At 61.6% G+C, this 24,222-nt stretch carries 19 protein-coding genes; 8 read left to right on the top strand and 11 right to left on the bottom strand.

Translation table 11 applies throughout. From position 1 onward, the window contains the following. Position 1: 1 nt before the first annotated feature. Both U1A53_RS08185 and U1A53_RS08180 read right to left on the bottom strand, forming a co-directional pair. Entirely contained in the window at positions 2 to 1,111 is a 1,110-nt protein-coding gene (locus U1A53_RS08185; protein WP_322280166.1) for a sialidase family protein, read from the bottom strand. A 13-nt stretch (positions 1,112 to 1,124) separates the two neighbouring features. Beyond that, a complete protein-coding gene (locus tag U1A53_RS08180) occupies positions 1,125 to 1,886 on the bottom strand; it encodes an RraA family protein (RefSeq protein WP_322280165.1) in 762 nt (253 codons plus the stop codon). Between the two features lie 64 nt (positions 1,887 to 1,950). On the opposite strand from U1A53_RS08180, the gene U1A53_RS08175 reads away from it, so the two are divergent. Next, on the top strand, positions 1,951 to 3,036 hold the full coding sequence (locus U1A53_RS08175; RefSeq protein ID WP_322280164.1) for a substrate-binding domain-containing protein: 1,086 nt from the start codon (positions 1,951 to 1,953) through the stop codon (positions 3,034 to 3,036). A gap of 268 nt (positions 3,037 to 3,304) precedes the next feature. Then, positions 3,305 to 3,559, top strand: coding sequence for an alpha/beta hydrolase-fold protein (locus tag U1A53_RS08170; protein ID WP_322280163.1), 255 nt, complete (start codon positions 3,305 to 3,307; stop codon positions 3,557 to 3,559). Positions 3,560 to 3,924: 365 nt separating this feature from the next. Here U1A53_RS08170 and U1A53_RS08165 read toward each other — a convergent pair whose 3' ends face one another. From U1A53_RS08165 to U1A53_RS08155, 3 genes are all read right to left on the bottom strand, one after another. Continuing rightward, entirely contained in the window at positions 3,925 to 4,524 is a 600-nt protein-coding gene (locus U1A53_RS08165) for a hypothetical protein (RefSeq protein WP_322280162.1), read from the bottom strand. 184 nt (positions 4,525 to 4,708) lie between these two features. Then, on the bottom strand, positions 4,709 to 6,013 hold the full coding sequence (locus tag U1A53_RS08160) for a PQQ-binding-like beta-propeller repeat protein (protein ID WP_322280161.1): 1,305 nt from the start codon (positions 6,011 to 6,013) through the stop codon (positions 4,709 to 4,711). 133 nt (positions 6,014 to 6,146) lie between these two features. Further along, positions 6,147 to 7,826: a ribulokinase gene (locus U1A53_RS08155; RefSeq protein WP_322280160.1), complete on the bottom strand. Its 1,680-nt coding sequence runs from the start codon at positions 7,824 to 7,826 to the stop codon at positions 6,147 to 6,149. Between the two features lie 167 nt (positions 7,827 to 7,993). On the opposite strand from U1A53_RS08155, the gene U1A53_RS08150 reads away from it, so the two are divergent. The 4 genes from U1A53_RS08150 to U1A53_RS08135 all read left to right on the top strand — a co-directional run bounded on the left by U1A53_RS08150 (position 7,994) and on the right by U1A53_RS08135 (position 11,195). Beyond that, positions 7,994 to 8,698, top strand: a complete 705-nt coding sequence (locus U1A53_RS08150) for a hypothetical protein (protein WP_322280159.1) — start codon at positions 7,994 to 7,996, stop codon at positions 8,696 to 8,698. Positions 8,699 to 8,781: 83 nt separating this feature from the next. Beyond that, positions 8,782 to 9,459 carry a DUF1080 domain-containing protein gene (locus U1A53_RS08145; protein WP_322280158.1) on the top strand — a complete coding sequence of 226 codons (678 nt, stop codon included), beginning with the start codon at positions 8,782 to 8,784 and terminating at the stop codon, positions 9,457 to 9,459. A 70-nt stretch (positions 9,460 to 9,529) separates the two neighbouring features. Next, the gene (locus U1A53_RS08140; protein ID WP_322280157.1) at positions 9,530 to 10,321 is read left to right on the top strand and encodes a dienelactone hydrolase family protein; all 792 of its coding nucleotides are present in this window, start codon (positions 9,530 to 9,532) and stop codon (positions 10,319 to 10,321) included. A gap of 19 nt (positions 10,322 to 10,340) precedes the next feature. Further along, positions 10,341 to 11,195 carry a hypothetical protein gene (locus U1A53_RS08135; protein ID WP_322280156.1) on the top strand — a complete coding sequence of 285 codons (855 nt, stop codon included), beginning with the start codon at positions 10,341 to 10,343 and terminating at the stop codon, positions 11,193 to 11,195. A 60-nt stretch (positions 11,196 to 11,255) separates the two neighbouring features. Here U1A53_RS08135 and U1A53_RS08130 read toward each other — a convergent pair whose 3' ends face one another. After that, the gene (locus U1A53_RS08130) at positions 11,256 to 13,712 is read right to left on the bottom strand and encodes a PPC domain-containing protein (RefSeq protein ID WP_322280155.1); all 2,457 of its coding nucleotides are present in this window, start codon (positions 13,710 to 13,712) and stop codon (positions 11,256 to 11,258) included. Positions 13,713 to 13,827: 115 nt separating this feature from the next. Then, positions 13,828 to 15,912, bottom strand: coding sequence for an FAD-dependent oxidoreductase (locus U1A53_RS08125; RefSeq protein ID WP_322280154.1), 2,085 nt, complete (start codon positions 15,910 to 15,912; stop codon positions 13,828 to 13,830). 44 nt (positions 15,913 to 15,956) lie between these two features. Between U1A53_RS08125 and U1A53_RS08120 the strand changes: the two genes are divergently transcribed. Beyond that, positions 15,957 to 18,593 (top strand): hypothetical protein, encoded by a 2,637-nt coding sequence (locus tag U1A53_RS08120; RefSeq protein WP_322280153.1) that lies wholly within the window; start codon positions 15,957 to 15,959, stop codon positions 18,591 to 18,593. 90 nt (positions 18,594 to 18,683) lie between these two features. Here the strand turns inward: U1A53_RS08120 and U1A53_RS08115 are convergent, their stop codons facing one another. Together U1A53_RS08115 and U1A53_RS08110 are read right to left on the bottom strand one after the other, a co-directional pair. Then, positions 18,684 to 20,090 carry an efflux transporter outer membrane subunit gene (locus U1A53_RS08115; RefSeq protein WP_322280152.1) on the bottom strand — a complete coding sequence of 469 codons (1,407 nt, stop codon included), beginning with the start codon at positions 20,088 to 20,090 and terminating at the stop codon, positions 18,684 to 18,686. Between the two features lie 57 nt (positions 20,091 to 20,147). Further along, positions 20,148 to 20,459 carry a hypothetical protein gene (locus U1A53_RS08110; protein WP_322280151.1) on the bottom strand — a complete coding sequence of 104 codons (312 nt, stop codon included), beginning with the start codon at positions 20,457 to 20,459 and terminating at the stop codon, positions 20,148 to 20,150. Between the two features lie 97 nt (positions 20,460 to 20,556). Here U1A53_RS08110 and U1A53_RS08105 point away from each other — a divergent pair, with 97 nt between their 5' ends. After that, positions 20,557 to 22,191: a sulfatase gene (locus U1A53_RS08105; protein WP_322280150.1), complete on the top strand. Its 1,635-nt coding sequence runs from the start codon at positions 20,557 to 20,559 to the stop codon at positions 22,189 to 22,191. A 41-nt stretch (positions 22,192 to 22,232) separates the two neighbouring features. Here U1A53_RS08105 and U1A53_RS08100 read toward each other — a convergent pair whose 3' ends face one another. Together U1A53_RS08100 and U1A53_RS08095 are read right to left on the bottom strand one after the other, a co-directional pair. Then, on the bottom strand, positions 22,233 to 22,640 hold the full coding sequence (locus tag U1A53_RS08100) for a S4 domain-containing protein (protein ID WP_322280149.1): 408 nt from the start codon (positions 22,638 to 22,640) through the stop codon (positions 22,233 to 22,235). Between the two features lie 212 nt (positions 22,641 to 22,852). Next, positions 22,853 to 24,004 (bottom strand): DNA-binding transcriptional regulator, encoded by a 1,152-nt coding sequence (locus tag U1A53_RS08095; RefSeq protein WP_322280148.1) that lies wholly within the window; start codon positions 24,002 to 24,004, stop codon positions 22,853 to 22,855. Positions 24,005 to 24,222: the final 218 nt, after the last annotated feature.

Raw genomic sequence — 24,222 nt, 5'->3', positions numbered from 1 at the left:
ATCAGGGCTGCTTCAGCCAGTCGAGGGTGATGCGGCGGATGCGCAAACGATTCAATGCGCCGACTTTGCTGTCGCCCGCGCAATAGCCGATGAGCATGGCATCGCCTACGAAATGGATGGCGGTGTAGTGGTAGAGGCCGTCGGGATCGCCTTCGATGAGCTTGCGCTGCGGCCAGGTTTTGCCGCCGTCCGTGGAGATGGCGGCGACGAAGGGATTGCGCTTCTTCGGCGGGAACGGGAACATGCCGGAGTGGTCGTTGTAGATGGCGAGGAGGTTGCTGCTGCCGGGAAGGCGCTTGATGCTGGCGGGGCCGTTGGGGGATTTCAGCTCGGTGGGCTCGGGCGGTGAAAAGGTTTTGCCCGCATCGGTGGAGCGGAAGCCGTATTGAGCGCCCTGATCGGTGCGGCACCAGGAGAAGATCGAGCCATCGGCGAGTTCGACGACACCGGGCTCCTGCAAGCCGCTGCCGCTGCGCACGGGTATGGCCCACCAGCTTGAAGATTCGGTCCAGGTGGTGCCTTCGTCGTCGGAGTAGAGCCAGGTGTCGATGGCGCGTGCGTCCCACGATTTGCTGGTGTGCGGATCGGTGCCGCGTGAGCGGTGGAAGGCGAGCGGGACGATGAGGCGGCCTTTGCTGGTCTGGATGACGCGATCGTTGTTCAAAACGAAGTAGCCAGGGGCTTGCTGGATGAGCTTGGGCTCGGTCCATGTCGCGCCGTCGTCGGTGGAGAGGCGCATGTGTGGGCGGCAGTCGATCCAACTGTTCTTGATGCAGTAAAACATCGCCAGTTTGCCACTGGCGAGGCGCAGGAGCGAGACGCTCATCACGTTGTTGCCGGCGGTGTTTTCCACGACGGTGACGGGTGCGCTCCAGGTGCGGCCTTGATCGTCGGAGTGGATGCGCACGAGACGCGCGGGGCTCTCATCGCCATTGCCGCCGTAGAACTGCGAGTAGATGAAGAGGATGCGCCCGGAGGCGAGCGTGGCGAAGGAGCCTTCGGAGTTGCGCGGATGCTCAGGCGTCGGATCGACATTGAGCGTGATGATGCTCTCGGCAGATGCAGCCGACAGCGTGAGAGTGATGAGAAGAATTGGAAGGATGAGGTGCATGAGGTTGATCGGGCTACCACTCGCCTTCGCGGCTGAACTTGGCTTTCACGTTGGCGCTGAACTGAGTGATGGAGGCTTCGAGGTTGGCGAGGAATTCGTCTGTGCTGCGGCCTGCGCTGTCGCGGGCGGCGGGGATGACGGTGGTGCATTCGTTCGAGTCCATGAAGCGAGCGGCTTCGAGCAATCTCGACTGATCTTCGGGTGGGATGACCATGAAGCCGTGCTTGTCGGCATGAATGAGATCGCCGGGACTGACTTTGCGGCCAAAGACCTCGACCTCGCAGTTCCAGCGCACGGGATGCACATGCGCATGACCAACGCAGAGACGGCGCGCGAGCGCTTTGAAGCCGGCGTTGGTCATTTCATCGAGATCGCGGATGGCACCGTCGGTGATGGTGCCGACGCAGCCGAGGGCGCGGAACATGTTGGCGCTGACCTCTCCCCAGGCGGAGCCAAGGACGCGTGGTTTGTCGAGATCCTGGACGACGATGATCTTGGGACCGGGAATGCTGGCGATGTAGCGGCGGTATTCTTCCCCAGCGCTGGGATTGGTTTTTCGATGCGTTGCGTTACCGGGCTCGATCACCAAGGTGACCGCGTAACCCACCATCGGCCCCATCTGCGGCATGAAGTCGCGGGTCTCCTCGATGTTGAAGACATCTGCTCCGGGGTTGTGCTTCGTGATCTGCTCCCAGCCGTTGTAGATCGTCGGGGTGTTCCAGCGCTTGAGTTGAAGCAGGTCGCTGTGCGGGAGGATGCGCGCGTTGGGGGACATGGGGAAAGAGGGAATTGAAACGATTCCCCACAAGGTTATGCTTCTGGTTCGTTCAATGCACCAGATGAAAAAAAATCCCTCCACGGCACCCCGGCTGCCACAACGTGTTTCGCTGGTGACCCAGACGGCGCAGAGCCTGCGCGAGTCGATGCAGGCCGGGCACTGGCACGGGCATCTGCCAGGAGAGCGCGAGCTGTGCGCCCGTTTGCAGGTGAGCCGCCACACGCTGCGCGCGGCGCTGCAGGAGCTCCAGCACGATGGCAGCCTGGAGGTGACGGAGAGGCAGCGGCGGCGCATCAAGCTGACCTCCCAGGTGACCAAGGCGGCGCATTCCCAGGTGATCGCCGCCATCTCGCCACGCCCGCTGCTGGAGATGTCCCCCTCGTCCGTGGTGATGGTGGATGAGCTGCGCGATCAGCTTTCCCGCATCGGTTTCAGTTTCGAGATTCATGTGAGCACCGCGTGCTTTTCCTCCAAGCCAGCCCGTGCGCTGGAGGCGCTCACCACACGCTCGCCTGCAGCGGCCTGGCTGCTGTTTGGCGCGCTGGAGCCGGTGCAGAGCTGGTTCATGCGCCGCCAACTCCCCTGCCTGGTGGTGGGATCATGCGCGCCGGGGATCAGCCTGCCCTCCGTCGATGCCGATCACCGGGCCACCTGCCGCCACGCGGGCGGGATGCTGTGTGGCAAAGGCCACCGCAGCATCGCCCTCATCCGGCCCGAGGGCGATTACGGCGGCGACATTCAGAGCGAGCAGGGGCTGCGTGAGGCCCTGGGCGGCAGCCGCGCGCCGCACTTGCAGGTGATCCGCCATGATGGCACGGCAGCCCACCTCTGCACGCTGCTGGACAAGGCGATGCGCTCCGCCCAGCCGCCCACGGCGTGCGTGGTGGCCCGCGCCGTGCATGTGCTCACCGTGATGATGTTTCTCATGCAGCGCGGCAAACGCATCCCGCAGGACGTGGCGGTGATCTCGCGTGATGACGAGGCCTTTCTCCAGCACACCGTTCCCGCCGTCACCCGCTATGCGGCAAATCCTTCGCAATTCGCACGGAGTGTGTGCATGGCGGCTCGAAAACTCGCCGAAGCCGGCGCCTTGCCGCCCAAGGCGATTCGTTTGATGCCGAAGCTCGTGCGTGGCGAAACGCTGTGAGGCTGTTGGCAAGCGAGCCAAGCGAAATCCTACTTCTACTCCTACTTGTATGTAGCGGCGTTCTGATTTCGAGCCGAAATAAACAGCGGCTTGGAACTCAGGCGCGCTGGTGACGGCCAGCACGCCTGAGCGCGTGTGGTGCAGGCCGAACTCCTACCAGACCCGTTGAGGTCGGGGACGAGCAACGCTTTGCCGACTACGAGCGCGATCCCAGCACCGCAGTGAGGCAGAGAGGGCAGAGGTTCCCATTCTCCGCGCCCTTTGCCTCTTGGCCCCTCTGCGGCAAATCCGTGAGCAGGACAGGCTTCAGTCACTGACACCGACCGAAACGACGCCCAACGTCTCCCATCCGCCCACACCGCTGGTGCAAATAACCAGCCAGCTCGACTCCGTGCGCCGTCTGTCCGCTGCGCTGACTGCTGCCGGTCACGTCACCCACTTGAACGAATACCACGGCGGCCATGATTCCGCCTGCTGGGCGGCGGAACTGCCGGAAGCACTGGCATGGCTGATGAAGGGCTGAGCGGCAGATCCCAAGGACTAGGAGAAGAGGAGACGGGGAGACTTGGAGAGGAGGAGATAAGCATGCCTGAGCGGGAAAAAGGAGACCCTTTGCGGCAGAAAGGCATGCCTGCGCCTGGCTTCCGCTCGCCTTGTTTCCATTTCCGCATTGGCTAGGACGGATTCTTGGGAAGGAGTTCCGAAGACCTCGTTGGGAATTGAAAACCTCCAGTAAGGTGGTGCCAGAAACCTGCAAGGTTTTGGGGATTCCTTCCCGGGGTTTTCCAGTTCCTCCGAGCTTTTCGGGGTTCCCCCTCAGTCATTCCGAGACTACCTGGCACTTCCCGAATCCTGAGAGTGCGTCAGGGGCGAAAACACAGCAGGGGCTCACATCGGCGCGCTCGCCGCACTGGCCGCCTCGACCTCGTCCACGTAGGGCTCGCCGGTGCTTTTTTCGATCTTCTCGCGGTTCTCTTCCTCGCTGAGCGGCGGCTCTTCCTCGCCGTCGCCCTTGGAGGGGCCGTGGTAGGTGACGTGCCAGTCCACGCGTTTCCAGCCGCCTTCCACACGCTTGAAGAGGTAGTGCAGCTTGGGTTTCCGAAAACCAAAGCCGTCATGGATGGGACCGATGGCCAGTTCGACCTTCAGCGGCGGTTTCTCGGAGATCTGCTTGATCTCGATCGGGGGTTGGGACCGGTCGCCTTCAAGCAGGAAGCGGTCGTCCTCCTCTTTCGTCAGACCATCGCGGTGGAAGGCATTGATGGACCAGTCATAGGCGGGAAAGGTCTGGGCGATGTCCCACATGGTGGGATCCTTGTCTTCCGGCAGCTCCACCACATCGAGGATGATGGGTTCGGCCATGGCAGGCCGCTTGACCTGCAGCAGCCGTTCCTCCTTCACCTTCTGCGCCCGCTGCGCCGGCGTCTCGCATCCCGAAAGGGTGAGAAGGCACACGGTGGCGATGAGAAGGGTGGTCCAAGGGGTCATGAGTTTTGACAATACGGTCTGAGAACAGGCAGGTTGTAGGCCAATTCCACGAGAAGAAAATGGCGATCTCGTGACTGAACGCACTTATCCTGAGGCATTCACCCTGCAAGGGCGGCGAACTGTTGCAGACAGGCCCCCTTTACGAAGGCTCCTAAACCTTGACCTGCTTGACGTCTTGACTTCCCTACCTCGCCGCCGTCTTCGCGCTGCGTTTGCCGAGGCAGATGAGGCTCTTGTCGCCACGGATGAAGATCTGACCTTCGCTGAGAGCCGGTGAGGCGAAGACTTTTTCGCCGAGTTCGCTTTCGGCGAGGGCTTGGTAGGTCTTGCCGGGCTTCACGGTGCGCAGGGTGCCGGTGTCGTTGATGAAATAGACATGGCCTTCAGCGCTGGCGAGGGAGGCGTGATGCTCGCGCAGCCGCTCTTCCCAGAGAATGTCACCGGTCTTCGCATCGAAGCAGTGGCCGATGCCGGAGTCGGAGACGATGAGGAAGTGGCCGCCCTCAACGATGGGCGACGGCACATAGCTCACGCCTTTGTTCGTGCGCCAGACGATGTGCGTGTTGGTGACGTTGCCGCTGCCGTCGGGCTTGATGGCGAGGAGGTGGTGCTCGGGGAAACCACCGGTCATGTAGAGCAGGCCGGTTTGATCGCTGAAGACGAGCGAGGCGACGAACTGCTCGGTGGGGCCGTCGATGATCCACAGCAGCTTGCCGGTGCGCGGATCGTAGCTGGTGACGCACAGCGTGCCACTGAGCACCATCTGCGTGCGCCCGCCGATGTCGCGAATGAGCGGCACGCAGTAGCTGCGCGTGTGGTTCGGCCGCTCGATGCGCCACAGTTCTTTACCGTCGGTTTTGGCCAGAGCAACGATGTAACCGTCGCCGTCGTGGTCGCAGTTCACGATGACCTTGTCTTCAAACACGACGGGGCTGGAGCAGAAGCCGTGCTTGCTGGAGAACAGGCCCGGGCGCACCTGCCAGATCTGTTTGCCGCTGAAATCATGCGCGGAGATGACGACCGTGCCCTTCGGCACCTCGCCTTTGCCAATAACGCGTCCGTTATTCGCCGCACGCGTGGCGTCGGTCTCGGTGTTGTCGAGGAAGGCGGTGAAGATGCTCTGTCCATCCGTCGCTGGCGTGCTGGAAGCCTGGCTGTTGAGGCGGTGGATGCTCTCGATGGGCGCTTTGACCACGTTCGACTGCCAGAGCGTTTTGCCCGACGCACGATCGAGGCAGATCAGCACCCGCTGCTCCGTTTCTGCCACCGCAGAAACGATGAAGATACGATCCTGCCACACAATCGGCGACGCATGCCCGCTGCCGGGCAGTTCGGCCTTCCATGTCACATTGCCTTCAGTCGAAATCGGAAAGCCGGTGTCTTGAGATGTGCCGTCGAGTCGAGGCCCGCGCCACTGGGGCCAGTCTTCTGCGAAGAGCGGAGTGCTGAGGGAGAGGAGCAGAGAGAGAAGGACGCGAGAGGAGATCATGGAGTGAAGCAGAACGGGGGAAGGCGGGTGGAGCTTGCGAGAGTTGGAGCGCGAGTGTGTCGAAGACCACTCGCCACTTTGTTGGTGGGCGAAGGCGGTAGGAATGCGTGGCGAGTAAAATACTCGCGCTCCGTCAGCTCTGCCGCGCCCGGATGTCGAGAAGCTGCTTCATCACATGGCTGAGCTTGCCGCTCCAGTCGGCCACGCCGAAGGCGTCATGCACGTCACGATACAGCGCATAAAGCTCACGATAAACAGCGACGTTCTCGGGGATCGGGTGATACACCTTCTCACGGATGGCGGTGACTTTGGATTGGAGCTCCTGCCAGGTGCCGGCTCCGGCGGCGACGGCACCGAAGATGGCGGCACCGAGGGCGCAGGTTTGCTCGCTCTGGCTGACTTTCATGGGCTTGCCGATGATGTCGGCGTAGATCTGCATGAGCGTGGCATTCTTGATGGAGAGGCCGCCGGTATTGACGACTTCCTCGACCTTCACGCCGTATTCCTCGACGCGTTTGATGATGGTGAGCGCTCCGAACGCCGTGGCCTCGATGTAGGCGCGGTAGATCTCGTGCGCCTCGGTGTGCAGCGTCTGGCCGAGCAGCAGACCGGTGAGGCGCACATCGACGAGGATGGTGCGGTTGCCGTTGTTCCAATCGAGCGCGAGCAGGCCCGTCGCGCCGGGCTTCTGGCCTTCCATGGCCTTTTCCATGGCCACAAACTTCTCGCCCACGGTCTTGCCGTAGCTGTCGGGCACGAGGTGATTGACGAGCCAGAGGAAAAGATCGCCCACGGCGCTCTGACCGGCCTCGATGCCGTAGTAGCCGGGCAACACGCTGCCATTCACGATGCCGCACACGCCGGGGATGTCCGCCAGCGGCTTGCTGGTGGGTGAAATCATCAGATCGCAGGTGCTCGTGCCGAGAATTTTGACCAGCGTGCCCTCTTTGATGCCCGCGCCGACAGCGCCGGTGTGCGCATCGAAGGCACCGACACAGATCGCCGTGCCTTCTTTGAGCCCGAGACGCTTCGCCCATTCGATGCAGAGACCACCGGCCTTCGTATCAGCGGTGTGGGCCTCGGAATAGAGTCGATCACGCAGATCGGCGAGCTTCGGATCGAGCTTGGCGAGGAATTCTTTGTCCGGCAGGCCGCCCCATTCGGCGCTGAACATCGCTTTGTGCCCGGCAGCGCAAACGCTGCGCTTGAGCGTGAGCGGATCGGTGTTGCCGGTCAAAACGGCGGGAATCCAGTCGCAGTGCTCGACGAAGCTGAAAGCGGCCTCGAAGACCTTCGCGTCCACGCGGCTGAGGCGGAGGATTTTGCTCCAGAACCACTCGCTGGAGTAAATGCCGCCGCACTTCGCCATGATGTTCGGTCGCATCTCGCTGCCGAGCTTGGTGATCTCTGCCGCCTCGGCATGGCCGGTGTGGTCTTTCCACAGCCAGACCATCGCGTTGAGGTTGTTCTTCCATTCAGGCAGCAAACCGAGCGGCGTGCCGTCCTGGTTCACGGGAATGGGCGTGGAGCCCGTGGTGTCGATGCCGATGCCAACAACATACGAGGCATCGAATCCAGCGATCTTGGTCTTCGCCTGCTGCAAAGCGCCGCGTGTGACACTTTCGAGGCCGTCGAGGTAGTCCTGAGGATTCTGCCGCGCCACATGCGGGTCGCGCGCATCCAGCAGGATGCCCATCTCGCCGCTGGGGTAGTTGAATACGGTCGAGCCGACCTCCGCGCCGTTGTCGAGGTCGATCAAAAGGGAGCGGCAGGAATTGGTGCCGTAGTCGATGCCGAGGGAGTAGCGCTTCATGGGTTGGAAAAGAGTGCCGGAGTGTTAGCGGATTCATCCCGCAAGGCCAGCCAAAACCGGACATGGTTTGTTGACCTGTGGCTGCCGGTTCTTGATTTCATTCCTGGTAACGTTTGCCTCATGACGGGGTTCTTCCTCCTGCGGACCATCACTCCCGCCCCATCCCCATGAAGCCCTGCCTCATTATCGGCCTGCTGATTCTCATTGCCCGTGCGACGGCGGGTGTTCCACTGACGTTTGATTCGTTCACCACCAAGGACGGGCGGACCTTCCATCAGGTGAAGGTGGTGCGCTTCACCGGCGGCCGCATTCAATTCATTCATGCCACCGGAGCCGCCGCCGTGCAGATCGACCTGCTTCCCATCGAGGTGCAGGACACCCTCGAATTTGATGCCGACGTCGCCAACGCGGACATGAAACGCATCCAGGCCGAGCGCCGCCGGGGCATGATCGAAAGCTCCCACCGCCACATCAAACGGGCCGAGGAGTTGCAGGAATTGAAAGGCAAGATCGCGTCCATGCGGCAAATTGAGAAAACGGGCGTGCAGATGCGGCTCGACGTGGCTGCGGTGACCGACGAGGGCAGTTTCTGCCGTGCGTGGCCGATTGTCCCCGTTGAAATTCCGGGCAAGCGCGACCTGAGCGGAGCGCCGCTGACGAAACCCGGCATCAAACAGCAGACGCCCAGCCATGTCTTCGTTTACGGGCTTGTTGACCCGTTGCGCGGGCGGCCGTTGGTGAAGATCGTCTATCCCATCGACAGCAAAGAGCGCCCGAAAGGCACCCTGCCCTATGCCATCGAAACCGAGATCGTGTGGCTGAAGGCGAAGAAAGCCTCTGAGACAAAACCGGCACCTGCTCCCTCGCAGTAGCAGGCAACAACGGTGCGGAACGGCACGTTTGTTGATGCAACAGCCGGAAAGAGCGCTGTGGCTGTCCCGTTTACCACCGCCCCATGACCAATCGCCTGCTATCCTTCGCCGCCATCGCCTCCTTCGCCGCGCTCCTCCATGCCGAGGATGCCTTTGTGCCGCTGTTTGACGGCAAGACGCTCACCGGCTGGGAGCAGCACAGCGGCGCGGCGGAGTATCGCGTGCAGGACGGTGTGATCGTGGGCAAGACGGTGCCGAACACGGGCAATTCATTCCTTTGCACGGCGAAGAAGTACTCGAACTTCATTCTCGAGGTGGAGTTCAAGGTGGACCCCTCGATGAACTCGGGCATCCAGTTCCGCAGCAACTACTACACGGAGGAGACGGAGGTAGAGATCGCGGGCAAGAAGAAGAAATTCCCCGCCGACCGCGTGCATGGCTACCAGTTTGAAATCGATCCCAGCTCACGTGCCTACACCGGCGGCGTGTATGACGAAGGCCGCCGCGGCTGGCTCTTCGACTTGAAGAACAACGAGGCCGCACGCAAGGCCTTCAAGCAGGGCGAGTGGAACCAGGCGCGCATCGAGTGCCGCGGCAGCAGCATCAAGACCTTCATCAATGGCGTTCCAGCCGCTGATTTCACCGACGACCTGACCAAGGAAGGCGTGATCGCCCTTCAGGTGCATGGCATTGGCAAGAAAGAAGAGGCCGTGGGCAAGGAAGTGATGTGGCGGAACATCCGCATCCAGGAGCTGAAGTAGAACGAACTTTCCAGTTCGTTCGGGAAACGAGTTGGAAAACTCGTTCTACGCCGACTATCATCCGCCAACCATGAAAACCAACCGCGCTCTGCTTTTCATCTCCTCGTTGCTTTGTTCCGCCAGCCTTGTGAAGGCCGAGATCAAGGAGACCATCGTCGAATACAAGTCCGGCGATGTGGTCTGCGAGGGGCTGCATGTCGTCGATACGGCGAAGACAGGCAAGCTGCCCTCGGTGCTCATCATCCATCAATGGACCGGCTTGAGCGACAACGAGAAGATGCGCGCCCGCATGCTGGCCGAACTGGGCTACAACGTCTTCGCCGCCGATGTATATGGCAAGGGCATCCGCCCGCAGCCACCGGCGGCAGGCCAGGAAGCCGGCAAGTACAAGACGGACCGCAAGCTCTACCGTGAGCGCATGCTGGCGGCGCTTGCGGTGCTGTGCCAAAACCCGCAGACCGATTCCTCGAAGGTGGCCGCCATCGGCTACTGCTTCGGCGGCACGGGTGTGATTGAACTGGCCCGCAGCGGGGCGTTGTTGAAGGGCGTGGTGAGTTTCCACGGCGGGCTCGATTCTCCAACGCCTGCCGACGGCAAGAACATCAAGGGCATGCTGCTCGTGCTGCATGGCGCGGAAGATCCCTTCGTTCCGGCCAAGGACATCGCCGCCTTCGAGCAGGAGATGAAGGACGCGAAGGTGGACTACAAGCTGGTGAGCTATCCCGGCGCGGTGCATGCCTTCACCCAGAAGGCCGCCGGCAATGACAACAGCAAAGGCGCCGCCTACAACGAAGCCGCCGACAAGGCCTCGTGGGACGAGATGAAGGCGTTCTTCGCGCGCATCTTCAAAGCTGACGGTTAACCCTGCTGCCTCACTGCCCATGAAGCGATTCCTGCTGCTGCAAGCCACCCTGGCCTTCGGATTGCTATCAGCAGCGGAGGAACCCACGGATTTCATCCGCTTCGTCGAAGAAGAGAAGAGCGACAGCCTGCAAACCGCCGTGGTGAGCTACGAATCACCGCAGAAGGCGCGGGTCGATCTCGTCGGTGCCATCCACATCGCTGACAAAGCCTACTTCGACGCCTTGAACACACGCTTCAAAGGCTACGAGGCCGTGCTGTATGAACTCGTCGGGCCCTCGTTTGAAGAACGTGGCAAACCAGACGCCATGAAGGAAGCGCAGAAGCTGCAATGGGTGGGCCAGCTTCAAACGATGATGCGTGATGCGTTGAAACTTCACGGGCAGCTCGAAGGCATCGACTATCAGGCGAAGAACTTCGTTCACGCCGACATGAACATGTCCCAGTTCACCCAAACGCAGGACACCAAGCAGGAGAGCTTCCTCACCCTCTACCTCAAGGCCATGCAGGCGCAGAAGGCGGCCAATGAAAAACGTGGCGTCAGCTCCGACGCCGCCGGCATGGTGATGCTGCTGAAAGTCCTGACCATGAAGGACAGCAGCACCGGGCTGAAGCGCATGATCGCCCAGGAGTTCGACAGCGTGGAGGACATCATGGCCGGTGTCGAGTCTGGTGACGGCACCGTGCTCGTCGGCGAACGCAACCGCGTGGCCCTGGAGGTCATGGACAAACAGATCGCCGCCGGGAAGAAGCACCTCGCCATCTTCTACGGCGCCGCGCATCTCGCGGACATGGAGGAGCGGCTGCTGAAGAAAGGCTTCAAGCGCACAAAGATCGACTGGCTCACAGCGTGGGATCTACCGCACGAGAAATAAAAAAGGCGAAGGCTGGATGCCTTCGCCTTTCTTTGAGCGCTGCACGAATGCAGGCAGAACTTACTTCTTCACTCCGGCGGCTTCCTGACGAAGCTGCTCCAGACGTGACAGCACTTTCGGGGCAGGCGGCGCGGCTGGCTTCGCCTCTTCTTTCGGCTTGTTCGCGGCGACGACCGGCGCGGCGGGCGGTGGAGCGACCACTTTGCGCGGAGCGTCGATGCGCAGGATGGAGCCAAGCGCGATGCGGTGAATGGTGGTGGTATTGGTGCCTTTGACCGGCACATCGACGCGCACAAACAGATTGGCCTGCTTGCCGATGGGGGATTTCGCGTCAGTCTTCACCTTGAAGGCCACTTCCTTCGTGTCCTTGGTGATCTTGGCAGGCTCGATCGGGATGGTGTCCGGCACGCCGAGCACCTGGGCAGTGGCCTCGCCTTCAAACGGCAGCAACTGCTCCAGTTTGGCCACCATCACGGCCTCCTTGCCCTGCTCCACCGCGACGAGCGGAATGGCAGGCGCGTTGATGTAGGCCGGGGCGGTGATGACCTGCTGGAAGGGGGAGGCGTTGTAGATGCGGCCAGCACCCGCGTCGGCCTCGCCCATGACGGTGAAGTTCCAGGTGCCAGCGGGAGCCGCACCGTTCGCATCAAGCTGGAAAGTGCATTCGTTCTGGCCTTCGGCGATGGTCTGCTCGCCCAGAGAACTGATGCCGTTGGGTTTCCAGATCATGAGCACACGGATCGGTGCCTTGAAGCCTTCCTTGCGCTTGGAGACAACCTTGAGCTCCAGGATGCCGTTGTTCACCAGCGGCACGGCGGGCTTCACGATCTCCAGCGAGTACGGCGCTTCTTCCACGACGCCGACCGGCAGGCGGTCTTCCACGTCCGTGTAATAGATCACGTTGCCATTGCGCACGACGTCAAACTCCTGGCGCAGCTTGCCGACGATCTTGTTGGCGGGATCCACGGGATTGAGCTTCACCGGCACGATCTGATGTCCCAGCGGGGCATCTGGAGCGGCCTCGAAAAGCAGCGGCACGTTGCCGAGATCCTTCGGTGCCAGATCGGTGAGCAGCTTGACACCCTGCGGCAGGTTCGGCGCCTCGAACTTGTAATCGCCGCTCACATTGACGCGGGAAACGTTCACCAGCGTGGCATAGCGGCCGCCTTTCGGCACGGCGATGAACTGGCGGTAGTGCGTGTCATTCACCGTGAACTGCGGCGAGGCGAAGAACACCTCCGGCTCGGCGGCGATGAGTTCGAGGCGATAGACGAAGTTCGGCCCGCCGCGCTCCAGATGATCCGTCACACGCACGAAGTAATTGCCATCGGCCGGAATGCCGATCTTGAACTTGCTGTCCAGGCGGCGGCGGCCACCGCCGTCATCGTTGCCACTGAGGCTGCCGCCTTTTTCATTGTAGATGTTCACCACGCTATCGAGCGGCGAGCCGAGGCTCTGCGCAAAGGCCTGCACTTCCAGCGTCATGCCCTTCTTGAGCGGCAGCTTGAAGTAATCCACGTCACCCGGCTTCTCGATGATGCCGTTCAGCGAGATCGGCTCGCCCGTGGCGGCGGCGGTGGCCTTGGCCTGGTCTTCGTTCGGCTCGACTTCGAGCACGTTGTCATAATTCACCAGACGGAAGGGATTGCCGGAGGGCGCGGGCTCCTGGGTCTTCGAGTAGATCATGTAGCCGGGGTCGATGTCCGCCGGAAGCTGGGCCTCTTCTTCAAAGGAACCCTCACGCTCAATGAAGCGCACCTTCGTCTTGGAGCCGATCTTGCCCCCGGCAGGATAGACCACATCGGGACGACGGAAGCCGCCCACATGCAGGCGGTAGAATGAATTGCCGCCACCACGATACGAAGACTCGCGGATCATCACGGAGTAGTCGCCATCTTCCTCGGCCACATAGGAGCAGTAGCCGTCCTGGCGGTGCAGGATCGTGTCGTCCGAGATCACCTTCTCGAAGCGATCCTTGTCGATGATCGCCAGGAAGGGATCAAACACCGTGTAGCCGAGACGCAGGCCATCCACCTCCACCGAGATGCGCTGGCCCTTCTTCGCCGTGACCTTGTAGTAGTCCACGTCCTCGGTCTGCACCACGCCTTCCACCGTCTGGTTGAAGTTGATGATCTGCGGCGTCTCAAAGTCGCTGTTCGGCTCCTTCTCCGCCACGTTCGGGAAGATGCCCACAAAGAACTGGCGCGGGTGCGAGATGCCCGTCTTCGTGCGGATGCGCATCAGGTAATTTCCCGGCAGCACATCCGGCGCGATGGCGATGGTCAGTTCCACTTTGCCATTTTCCGCCTTTTCCACGCTCTTCTGGGTGAAGCCGGGCGAGAAGAACATCAGGCTCTCAAAATCGGCGAGCTGGCTGCCCGTGACAGTCAGCTTCACCTCCGTGCCACGCTGGCCGCCATTCGGCGTCGTGCTGGTGAAGGTGGGGTAGGCGGCGAAAACGCTCGTGGCACACACGAGCGAGGCAACGGTCAGGAAAAGATGACGGATGGAGGACATGACAGTGGTTTTAGGGGGTTGGCAGACATACGCCGTCGCCAAGGGAGAAATTACGCCCGGAGGAAAAGAGTTTCAGTCGCCCACAGAGCAGCTTTGAAGGCGGTTTGAGCCTGGATCACTCCTCCACCGGCAGCCAGCGCACACCATCGACGACGACGTAGCCGTCCGCGCCTGCGTTGCTGATGGTGATGGCGGTGTCGTTACCACACTCGTATTCGCCGAGGTCGATCCAGAACACGCCCTCGGCCTCCTTGGGAGCTTTGAGGTTGATGAGCAGTTCCTTCACGCCTCCCGCGTGCTGCACTGACACCTGGGCATTGCTGGCACGGTTGTTATTCGGCGGTGCGGCCAGTTGCAGGCGGTAGGTGCCGGTTTTCGTCAGCTTGGGCTCAAAGCGCAGGCTGCATTGGCCATCCTTCGTGTTGTTGTCGTGACGGTAGCCATCGCCGATGAAATTCTTCGCTGCACCGCTTTCTTTCCAGTCACCGGTCACCTTGGCGTCGAGATCATCCAGCACGATGCCCTTGAGCGTCTTCGCATCGACACCGCGTGAGGACTTCGGCCCGCTGAATACGAGAATCTGCCCGTCCTTGACCAACTGCTCGCGCAGCTTCGCATACGGCACCTGCTGCACCGGAAGATGGCCATCGATGGCCAGCACCGCCGCCGTGGCCGCGCTCTGGCCGAGGATCATGAACACCGGCTCCATGCGGATGCTGCCATACGCGATGTGCGTGGCCGACATGGCCACGGGAACAAGCAGATTGCTCCCCTGCCCTTTCTTCGGCACCAGCGAGCCGTAGGCGATCTCATACGGGCCGTTGGTGCTCACGCCGATGTCGCCCTCGTTCTGCACCAAGCCTTCCGGCGTGATGTGGCGTTGCACGTTGTGGCTGTCGATGGTGTAGCTGCCCATGCCGACGGACTCGGGCGTGGGCTTCTTCTTGCGCAGCTCGTTCTCGGTCATCACATAATGCCCGATCATGCGGCGCGCCTCGCGGATGTAGAGCTGGTGGCTCCAGTTGCCGTTGTCGGTGAATTCATCCTTCGGCAGGCCCCACGTTTGCAGTTCTTCCTGCACTTTCTTCGGCACGCGGGGATCATTGGCGACGAACCAGAGCAAGCCTTGCTGATAAGTGCGGTGCTCGGCGATGATCTCTTTGCGGCGCTCGTAGCTGGCCTCGGGGTAATCGTAATTCATGCCTATGTTGTCGAAGCTGAAGGGCCCGTGGTTGTTCGTGTCGGTCTTGTGATTCGGGATCGGATCAAACTTCTCAAAGAACTCGCCCCAGCCGGTGTTCAGCACGCGCAGGAGGATTTCATACTGGCTGGCGTCGTAGCCCTCGGGCTTTGGAAACGGGATGCGGTTGCTCGGGTCGGTGGTGTAGCAACTGCGGAAACAGTAGGCCTGCACGCGCTTGTCGCCCTCGCCTTTGACGCCGGGGTCTGCGGCACTCACGCGCGGCAGCACGCCGCTCTTCGGATCGCCCGGCACTTTGTAGGGGCTGATCTTCTCCTTCACCGCGCCGAAGTGATGGCGGTGATGCAGAACGCCGACCTGGATGCCGTTGTGCTCCTCGCCATAAACGCTGTTCGCCTCGCGCCCGACGTGGTAATCCACGCCCGCAGCGGCCATGAGATCGCCTTCATAGGTGGCATCGATGAACATCTTCCCCACGTAGGTCTTGCCACTGAGCGTGGTGATCGAGACTATCTTGTCGCCGTCCTTCTTCACGCCTTTCGCGCGGTCCAGCCACTCATCGCGCACGACTTCGAGACCGAACTCTTTGACGTAATCTTCAAACACCTGCTCCGCCGCATGCGGCTCAAAGATCCACATCGTGCGGTTCTCGCCGTCCATCGCCGGTGTGCCCTGCCCCTTGTTGCCATACTGGTCCTTCTTCTGCTGCACCCAGGCCTCCGGTTTCTGATAGTGCATGTAGATGCGGTGATAAAAATCGCGCGCCAGACCGCCGATGACGGACTTGTTCCCCGTGTCCGTGAATCCCAGCCCGCCGCTGCTCAATCCACCGAGATGCTTGTCCGGCGAGACGATGATCACCGACTTCCCCATCTTCTTCACCTGCACGGCGGCGGTGACGGCGGCGCAGGTGCCGCCGTAGATGACGACGTCGTGCTCGGCGGCAGTGAGAAGCTGGCCGAAGACCAACAGGGAAGCAAAACAGGCACTGAGTTTCATGGCGAAGGTCGGGATTGGTTGAGGTGGTCGGTTTCCATCGCTGCATGAAAGGAATCGGCAAACAGAATGTTTACAGCCGCATGTTTCGCACCCTCAGCCTCCTCGCGGTCATTGCCTCCGCCACCTTCGGCCAGGATCTGCTGCCGAAGCCGCTCGCTCTTCGAGAGAGCGGCAAACAATCCGACTTCCCCACCCTCTGCGTCGATGCCAAGGGCGTTCCTTGGGTCGCTTACGTCGAGTGGGACGGCCAGCAGGACACCCTGCACCTCGCCCAGGCCTCGAGCGAGGCTTTGACCTCCGTGCTGACGATTGGCGAGCCGGGCATCATCCATCAGCCCGCCATCGCCGCCGATGGCAACGGCACGCTGCATGTGGTGTGGTCCCAGGTGAACGGCAAAGACCTCATGGAGCTGAAGACGGCATCCATTCGCGAAGGCAAGCTCGATGGCGCGATAACCACGCTCGCCAGTTCGCCGAACGGTGGCAATGCCTTTGCCAAGGCGACCACCGATCACGCCGGGAACGTCTGGGTCGTCTGGCAGGGCATGCGCGGCATGCTGGGTGATGTGTTCTGCCGCGTGTTTGAGGCGAAGAAGAAAGCGTGGTCGGACGAGATCCAGATCACCAAGGACGCCGGGGGCGATTGGGAGCCGTGCGTGGCGTTTGCGGGCGCGGATGCGTGGGTGCTCTTTGATTCGTCACGCGGCAATGAATTCAACCTTTACGCCACGAAGATCAGCGCAGACCTGCTGGTCGGCGGCACGAAGCAGCTTATCGCGACAGATCGTTACGAAGGCCGCGTCTCGGCCGTCGGCGCGAAAGACGGCCAGGGCATCTGGCTGGCGTGCGAACGCGGCAATCAGCAGTGGGGCCTCGACATGCGCGCCCATGGCCGCCTGCAAGGCCTCAATGGCCGCAAAGACACGGTGGTGGCCTATCTCGATCTCGCGAGCGGCAAACTGGATGAATTGACCTCTCCTGACACTCTCTTCGACGAGCTCCCCGGCCCACAGCCTGCGAAAGCCGCCGCTCCGCGTGGCAACAATCCCAAAGCGAAGGCAAAGGCCGAGGCCAAAGCGAAGGCGAAAGCCGCCGAGCCGAAAAAGAAAAGCAATCAGCCGCCACCGAATGAAGTCGCCGCGCTGAATCTGCCGCACCTCATGCTCGATGCCGCAGGCCGCCCGTGGCTGACCGTGCGCTACTTCAAAGCCTACTGCTGGCGCATCGGCCTCACACGTTACGATGCCGCGACGAAGCAGTGGACGAAGCCCTTCGCCATCCCCGGCAGCGTTTACTCGCAGGATCGCCAAACCGTGCACGCTCTCGGCAAGGATGGCAGTTTGTGGATCGCCTGGCCGAGTGATCTGCGCAGTTCCAAGCTCCATCAAACCGCCGGCATCCATCTCGCCAAAGTCGCCACCGATTTGGATGTGCCGCTCGTCGCCGCACCAGCGCCCAAAGCCCACGAGCTCTTCCCCGCCTACATCAATCCCGTCACGCCCGAGCGTGACCACCATGACCGCCACACCTGGACGCACGACGGCGTGACCTACAAGCTCTACTGGGGCGACTACCACCGCCACACCGACATTTCCAACTGCATCACCGCCAACGACGGCTGCGTGCTGGAGCAGTTCCGCTACGCCATCGACATGGGCAAGCTCGACACCCTCGGCACCAGCGACCACACGGACATCGCGAAGATTTATCACCCCTACGAGTGGTGGCTGAACCAGAAGATGGTCGATGTGTTTTACGCGCCCGGTTTCTTCACCAGCATGTATGCGTATGAGCGCGAGCAGAAGTGGCCCTTTGGCCATCGCAACATGGTCTTCGCCCAGCGCGGCGGGCCCATCGTGTACATCCAGCGGAAGAACTACGTCGATTCGCCCTGGCAGAAGATTTTCCCCGTGAAGACCGAAGGCACGCCCGAACTGCACCCCACCGAGCTGTGGGACGTGCTCACGCGCTACGGCAAGCCCGTCACTGCCATCTCCCACACCGGCGCGACCGGCATGGGCACCGACTGGGATCAGATCCCGCCGATCGACCACCGCGTCGAAAACGTGATCGAGATCTATCAAGGCGCGCGCGTCAGTTACGAAGGTCTCAACGCCCCGCAGCCCACCGTCGGCCTGCGTGTTGGCGAGGACTACAACCACTCCTCCACGGTGATCGGCAAGCCTGTCGTCGGTGAACCGATTCGCAGTTTCACCGAGAAAAACAACGGCGTGTATCAACATGCGCTCGAACTCGGCCACAAACTCGGCGTGTGGGCGAACAGCGACCACATCAGCACGCACACCAGCTACGGCGGAGTCTATGTGAAGGATTTCACCCGCGAAGGCATCATCGAGGGCCTCAACGCCCGCCGCACCATCGCCGCCACCGACAAGATTTTCGTCGAGTTCACCTGCAACGACAAACTCCTCGGCACCGAGATCGCCGTCACCGGCAAACCCGTCCTCAAATTCAGCATCGACGGCACCGCCGCCATCAAACGCGTCACCCTCGTGCGCAACGAGAAGAATCATCAGCAGTGGGAGCCGAACGCCAAGACCTTCGAGCAAAGCTTCACCGATGAAACGACCATCGCCGGAGAAAACCGTTACTACCTCCGGGTGGAGCAGGTGGACGGCAACATGGCGTGGTCATCGCCGGTGTGGGTGCAGGTGAAGTAAGGGCTGTGGGGAGAAGTTAGAAGTTATGGGTTAGGTGAACAGAGCCCCTAACTCATAACCCTTAACTCATATAACCCCTGACCTCCAAACTCACTTCCACCCGCCGCCGAGCGCCTTGAGCATCGCCACGGTGGCGATGAGGCGCTGGCCCTCGACCTGTGCGGCGAGCAGCTTCGCATTCAGCACGGTGCGGTTCGCATCCACGACATCAAAGTAACTCGCCAGGCCTTTCTGATAGCGCAATTCGGCCAGCCGCTGCGTCTCCTGGGAAGAGGCAATGGCCGCATCAAGCGCCGTGGCCTGCTTGGCGTACGCACGGGCGTCGAGCATGCTGTCTTCGACTTCCTGGAGGGCGACGAGGATGCTCTGGCGGTAACCGGCCAGTGTCTCATCGTAAGCGGCCTTGCTCGCCTTCAAATTGGCACGCAGCCTGCCGCCTTGGAACATCGGCAGCGTCATGCTGGGGCCGATGGTGAGCACCCTGCTGCGCGAATCATAGAAATGCGCCGCTCCGATGCTCTCCAGACCGCCGCTGCCAACGATGCTGAACGCCGGAAAGAACGCCGCCTTGGACACACCGACCTTGGCGTTCGCCTCGCGCATCTTCTGCTCTGCCGCACGGATGTCGGGGCGCCGTTGCAGCAGCGTGGAAGGCAGTCCGCCGGGCACTTTTGGCGGCGATGGCAGGTTCGCGCTGCTGGCAATGCGGAAGGTCGATGGGATCTCACCGCAGATGACGGCCAGCGCATTTTCGGCATTGCCACGCTGACGTTCCAGCACGGCGTAATCGTTGCGTGCGAGTTCCAGCTCCGTGGTGGCACGCGCCACATCCATTTCGTTCGCCAGACCGCCTTTGAAGCGTGACTCCTGCAATTTGACGGCCTCCTCACGCCAGGTCTGCGTGCTGCGCACGACCTGCATCTGCCGGTCCAGCGAATGCGTCAGGAAATACAACCGCGCCACTTCCGCCGCGAGGGTCAGGCGCTGTGCGGAGAGCGTTTCGATCGCGGCAAACTGCGAGGCGCGGGAAGCCTCCACGCCACGACGCACACGCCCCCACAGGTCGAACTCCCAGCCCAGTTCCAGGAAGTTTTGAAAGCGACGGCGCTGCGTTTCCGGCAGCGTTATCCCCGCCGGCAGGTTCGCGCCAAACGAGATCTGTGACAGACGCTCATAAGCCATGGCATTCTTCATGCTGAGCTGCGGGAACCAGTCCGCCTGCTGTGTGCCGACGAGAGCACGCGCCGTCTCCACCCGGGCCAGGGCGCCACGTAGCTCCTGGTTGCCCTCCAGCGCCTGATCCACCAGCCGGTTGAGTTCCGAGGAGCCAAACAGCTTCCACCACTCGCCCGGAACGGGAATGTCCGCCGTACTCGCACGTCCGCCATTTTTCCAATGGGTCGGCATCAGCACCTCAGGCAGCTTGAAATTCGGCCCGACGTTGCAGGAGGCGAGCGTCAACGATGTCGTGAGGCAGAGGATTCTCAGGTTGTTCATGCGCGTGCATTCATGCGGTGAAACCTTTCACGCGCAACCACCAAGAAACACCTTCGCTCAGACCTCAGCGGGAGGGGCCGCGTCCGCCACCTTGTGACACCAGCTCGAGAAAACATCGTTCGCCAGTTCGTGCGCCTCCCCGGCATCGACATGCTCGGTGATGGACTGCGGCGGCGGCAACCAGACGGGAACGGCGGTTTCGCCGATGTGGTCCTGCCGCATGGCGCGGAGGAAAGCACGCAGGTTCACGGTGAGCTGGTTGCCATGTCGGTCATGATTGGCGACGGCCTCGGCGCAGAGTTCATAGGTGGCGCCTGCGATTTCGACGGTGTGGATGACTTTCGTGGTGTCGAGCAGGGAATGGAGCATGAGAGATGCTTGCTCAGCAGACGACGGCGTGTCCATGGGGAGTTTGCGACCATTTTTGTCGAAGGTTCGGCAACCGGGCCGTCGTTAAGGTGCGGCCATGCGAATCCTGCTTTGCCTCCTTGCCCTTGCCACGCTCAGTCCTGCCGCTGAGAAGCCGTTGAACATCCTGTTCTGCTTTGCGGACGACTGGGGCCGCTACGCGAGCATCTACGCGGAGCATGAGAAGTTTCCGTCGCCGAATCAGGTGGTGAAGACACCGAACATCGACCGCATCGCCCGCGAAGGCGCGCTGTTCCGCCGTGCCTATGTGAATGCGCCGAGCTGCACGCCTTGCCGCAGTGCCTTGCTTTCCGGACGCTACTTCTTCAACACGGGACGCGCGGCCATCTTGAACGGCGCGGTGTGGGATCCGGCGATTCCGAGCTTTCCGCTGCTGCTGAAGGACCAGGGCTACCACATCGGCAAGGCCTTCAAGGTGTGGAGCCCGGGCGATCCGGCGGATGCTCCCTTCGGCGGGCAGGCGCACGCGTATCAGAAATCCGGCGGGCGCTTCAACAACTTCTCCGAGGAGGTCACGAAGCTCGTCGCAGGCGGCACGGCGCTCGATGCGGCCAAGCAACTGATGTATGACGAGGTGCATGGCAATTTTGCCAGCTTCCTCACCGCACGACCCAAGAACACTCCGTTCCTGTTCTGGCATGGGCCGACGAATGTGCATCGCAAGTGGATCAAAGGAAGCGGACAGGCGCTGTGGGGCATCAATCCCGATGATTTGAAGGGCAAACTGCCGAAGCATCTGCCGGACGTGCCGGAGTTCCGCGAGGACTTCGCCAGCTACCTCGGCGAAATCCAGGCCTTCGACGCGCAGGTGGGCGTTTTGGTGAAACAACTCGAAGAAGCAGGCGAACTCGACAACACCGTCATCGTCATCAGCGGCGATCACGGCGCACCCGGCTTCCCCGGCGGCAAATGCAACCTCTATGACTTCGGCGTGAACGTCACGCTGGCGATTCGCTGGCCCGGGCAGCCCGGCGGGCGTTTCATCGACGACTTTGTGAATCTCATGGACCTGTCGCCCACCTTCATGGAAATCGGCGGCGCGACGATTCCGCCCGGTGTGAACGGCAAAAGCATCGTCAGCGTCATGAAGTCCGGCAAATCCGGCCAGGTCGAGACAGAACGCGATTACGTCATCACTGGCCGAGAGCGGCATGTGAGCATCGCCCGCGAGGGCAACCTGCCCTACCCACAGCGCGCGCTGCGCAAAGACGGCATCCTCTACATCCACAACTTCAAACCCGAGCGCATGCCTATGGGAGACTACAAGAATCTGACCGACAGCTTCACGCCCGCTCAAGACGCGCTCGAAAACAACACCTATGAGGCCTTCCCGGACATGGATTCCTCACCCGCGAAGGCCTGGCTCATCGCGCATCGCAACGATTCGCAGTACAAGTGGCACTTCGACTACGCCTTCGCCAAACGTCCGCAGGAAGAGCTCTACGACCTCAGCAAAGACCCCGCGCAGATGATCAACGTTGCCGCCGAGCCGGGCTACGCCGAGGTGAAGGCAAAGATGGCCGCAGAACTGATGACGAAGCTCAAGGCTGTCGGCGATCCGCGTGTCACCGCCGATCCAGTGCCGTTTGAGCATGCGCCGTTTACGCAGGACACGAAGACCAGCCAGCAAGGCAAGGGCAAGAAGGGCAAAGGCAAGGCGAAGGCCGAGTGAATCCTCGGCACGTTGTTCACGCTGAAGCGTGAACAACGCACTCATGCATCTCCCTGCTCCTCCCAAAACTTCCGCAGTTCCCGCAGTTGCTTCTTGTCCGGCTTCGCGACCATCTCATGCGCGCGCGGAGTGATCAGCAAGCGTTCGCGTCTCAGCTCCGCCGCCTTTTGGTAGCACTCCGGCGGCGTGAGGTCTTCGCTGAACTCCGGCACACGGGATGCGCCGAGGCGCTGGGGTGAAAAGGCGATGACGCGCAGCTTGAGCCGCAGGTCGCCGCGCTCGACTTCCAGCACATCGTTCGGCTTCAGATCCCGCGACGCCTTCACCGGCTGGCCCCCGATCGTCACATTGCCACGTGCGCAGGCTTGCGTGGCGATGGTTCGCGTTTTGAAGACGCGAATGTGATGCAGGTACTTGTCAGCACGCTGGGTCAGGACAGGCTCGGGCATGATCGGGGACGGACGTCGTTGAATGAGCCCACGAAACACACGAAATCCGCGTAAAGCAATCTCACACACGGGCGTGTCCGTCTGGCGCACAGACGCGCAAGCTCGTGGTGAAGGCTTCATCCTTGCATCGGGTGCTGCTCACCCTGGTTTGTCGGTTCAGATTCATTTCTCATGGGACACGATTCCTAGACAGGCTGGTTTTCGTGGCAGCCTCACACCGCCGCACGCTTCCGAAACTCGCCGGGCGTGATCCCCTTCCGCTTCCGAAAGGCTCCGGCCATGTACTGCGGATGCGTGAAGCCGCAGCGCGCGGCGATGGCATCGAGCGTGAGATCGGTCTGCGTGAGAAGTTTCTCCACCGCAGCAAAGCGCAGGCGGTTGATCTCCTCGCCGGGACTGCGGCCGATGAGCGCTTTCATGCGGCGCTCCAGCACGGTGCGTGACAGCGCGACTTCACGCGCGACACGCGGCACGTCGATGTCCTCCTCGGTGGCATGCTGGCGGATGAAGCGCAGCGCGGCGGCGATGCGCGGATCTTCCACGGCCACGATGTCGCTGGACTGACGCACAACGATGTCGCCGGGCAGGTGAAGGTGCTTTTCGCCGGGCTTCGGGATGCGCTTCTTCGTCATCCAGTCGTCAAGGATGCGCGCCGCATCGTAACCGACGACCTGCCCACGCAGCCGCAGGCTGGAAAGCGGCGGAGAGGCGGTCTCGCATAGCATGTTGTCATTCTCCGCGCCCACGACAGCGAGTTCCTCCGGAACGGCGATGCCTGCACGCCGCGCGGCATCCAGCACCCAGAAGCCGAGCTGGTCGTTCACGGCAAAAACACCGGCCGGTTTGGGCAGCTCGCGCAGCCAGGCGACGAGATCACGCTGATGCTGCTCCCAATTGATGCGCTTGGATTGAAACACCGGACAGTCGAAGCCAAATCCGCCCGCCGCCTCGACGAAACGCTCGCTGCGTTCAATGAAGAAGGCCTCGGACACGTCCAGCACGCACGCAAAGCGCTGGAAGCCGCGATTTCGAAAATGCTCGGCCACACGCGCGCCGATGACGCTGTTGTCCATGCCGACAAACGGAAACGGATGCTTCAGCACCGTGGTGCGCAGCTCGATGACTGGCAGCTTCGTGGCCTTGAGCTGCCGCAGCATCGTCTCATCGACCGTGCGCGAGAGAATGCCCTCGCCCTGCCAGTTTTTGAGCCAGTCTGGAAAGCTGCTGCGCAGATCCCGCGGCTCCAGATACAACGACCACGGCCCCTGCTCCGCCACATAGCGCCGGATGCCGCGCACGATGTCACGCCCATACGAGCGCGAGGTATCGACGAGGATGGCGACTTGCGGAATGCGGGCGGGCATGAGGGAGAATGGGTCAAGGAGTGGTCAAGAGGTCAAGTCGTTGTCAAAGAGCGGCCCTTCTTGACTGCCTTGACGATGCTTGACCGCTCCGATCATCATTTCCTCCTTGCCATCTTTTAGAGTTCCTGCTGTAACCGTGGATGAATCTCTGAAGCATCTCGTCCGATTCGAGAAGGCTGTCATCCTTCCGATGAGCTTTCCCTGCCGCATCCGATTTC

Source organism: Prosthecobacter sp., from assembly GCF_034366625.1.
Lineage (GTDB): Bacteria > Verrucomicrobiota > Verrucomicrobiia > Verrucomicrobiales > Verrucomicrobiaceae > Prosthecobacter.
This window is presented reverse-complemented; position numbering and strand designations above follow the sequence as displayed.

Bases quoted from the DNA above. Each gene is read 5' to 3' on its own strand.
- U1A53_RS08175 (WP_322280164.1), top strand. From the start codon at position 1,951: ATGAAAAAAAATCCCTCCACGGCACCCCGGCTGCCACAACGTGTTTCG.
- U1A53_RS08120 (WP_322280153.1), top strand. From the start codon at position 15,957: ATGAAAGGAATCGGCAAACAGAATGTTTACAGCCGCATGTTTCGCACC.
- U1A53_RS08180 (WP_322280165.1), bottom strand. From the start codon at position 1,886: ATGTCCCCCAACGCGCGCATCCTCCCGCACAGCGACCTGCTTCAACTC.
- U1A53_RS08140 (WP_322280157.1), top strand. From the start codon at position 9,530: ATGAAAACCAACCGCGCTCTGCTTTTCATCTCCTCGTTGCTTTGTTCC.
- U1A53_RS08100 (WP_322280149.1), bottom strand. From the start codon at position 22,640: ATGCCCGAGCCTGTCCTGACCCAGCGTGCTGACAAGTACCTGCATCAC.
- U1A53_RS08185 (WP_322280166.1), bottom strand. From the start codon at position 1,111: ATGCACCTCATCCTTCCAATTCTTCTCATCACTCTCACGCTGTCGGCT.
- U1A53_RS08110 (WP_322280151.1), bottom strand. From the start codon at position 20,459: ATGCTCCATTCCCTGCTCGACACCACGAAAGTCATCCACACCGTCGAA.
- U1A53_RS08165 (WP_322280162.1), bottom strand. From the start codon at position 4,524: ATGACCCCTTGGACCACCCTTCTCATCGCCACCGTGTGCCTTCTCACC.
- U1A53_RS08125 (WP_322280154.1), bottom strand. From the start codon at position 15,912: ATGAAACTCAGTGCCTGTTTTGCTTCCCTGTTGGTCTTCGGCCAGCTT.
- U1A53_RS08130 (WP_322280155.1), bottom strand. From the start codon at position 13,712: ATGTCCTCCATCCGTCATCTTTTCCTGACCGTTGCCTCGCTCGTGTGT.
- U1A53_RS08105 (WP_322280150.1), top strand. From the start codon at position 20,557: ATGCGAATCCTGCTTTGCCTCCTTGCCCTTGCCACGCTCAGTCCTGCC.
- U1A53_RS08095 (WP_322280148.1), bottom strand. From the start codon at position 24,004: ATGCCCGCCCGCATTCCGCAAGTCGCCATCCTCGTCGATACCTCGCGC.
- U1A53_RS08155 (WP_322280160.1), bottom strand. From the start codon at position 7,826: ATGAAGCGCTACTCCCTCGGCATCGACTACGGCACCAATTCCTGCCGC.
- U1A53_RS08115 (WP_322280152.1), bottom strand. From the start codon at position 20,090: ATGAACAACCTGAGAATCCTCTGCCTCACGACATCGTTGACGCTCGCC.
- U1A53_RS08145 (WP_322280158.1), top strand. From the start codon at position 8,782: ATGACCAATCGCCTGCTATCCTTCGCCGCCATCGCCTCCTTCGCCGCG.
- U1A53_RS08135 (WP_322280156.1), top strand. From the start codon at position 10,341: ATGAAGCGATTCCTGCTGCTGCAAGCCACCCTGGCCTTCGGATTGCTA.
- U1A53_RS08160 (WP_322280161.1), bottom strand. From the start codon at position 6,013: ATGATCTCCTCTCGCGTCCTTCTCTCTCTGCTCCTCTCCCTCAGCACT.
- U1A53_RS08150 (WP_322280159.1), top strand. From the start codon at position 7,994: ATGAAGCCCTGCCTCATTATCGGCCTGCTGATTCTCATTGCCCGTGCG.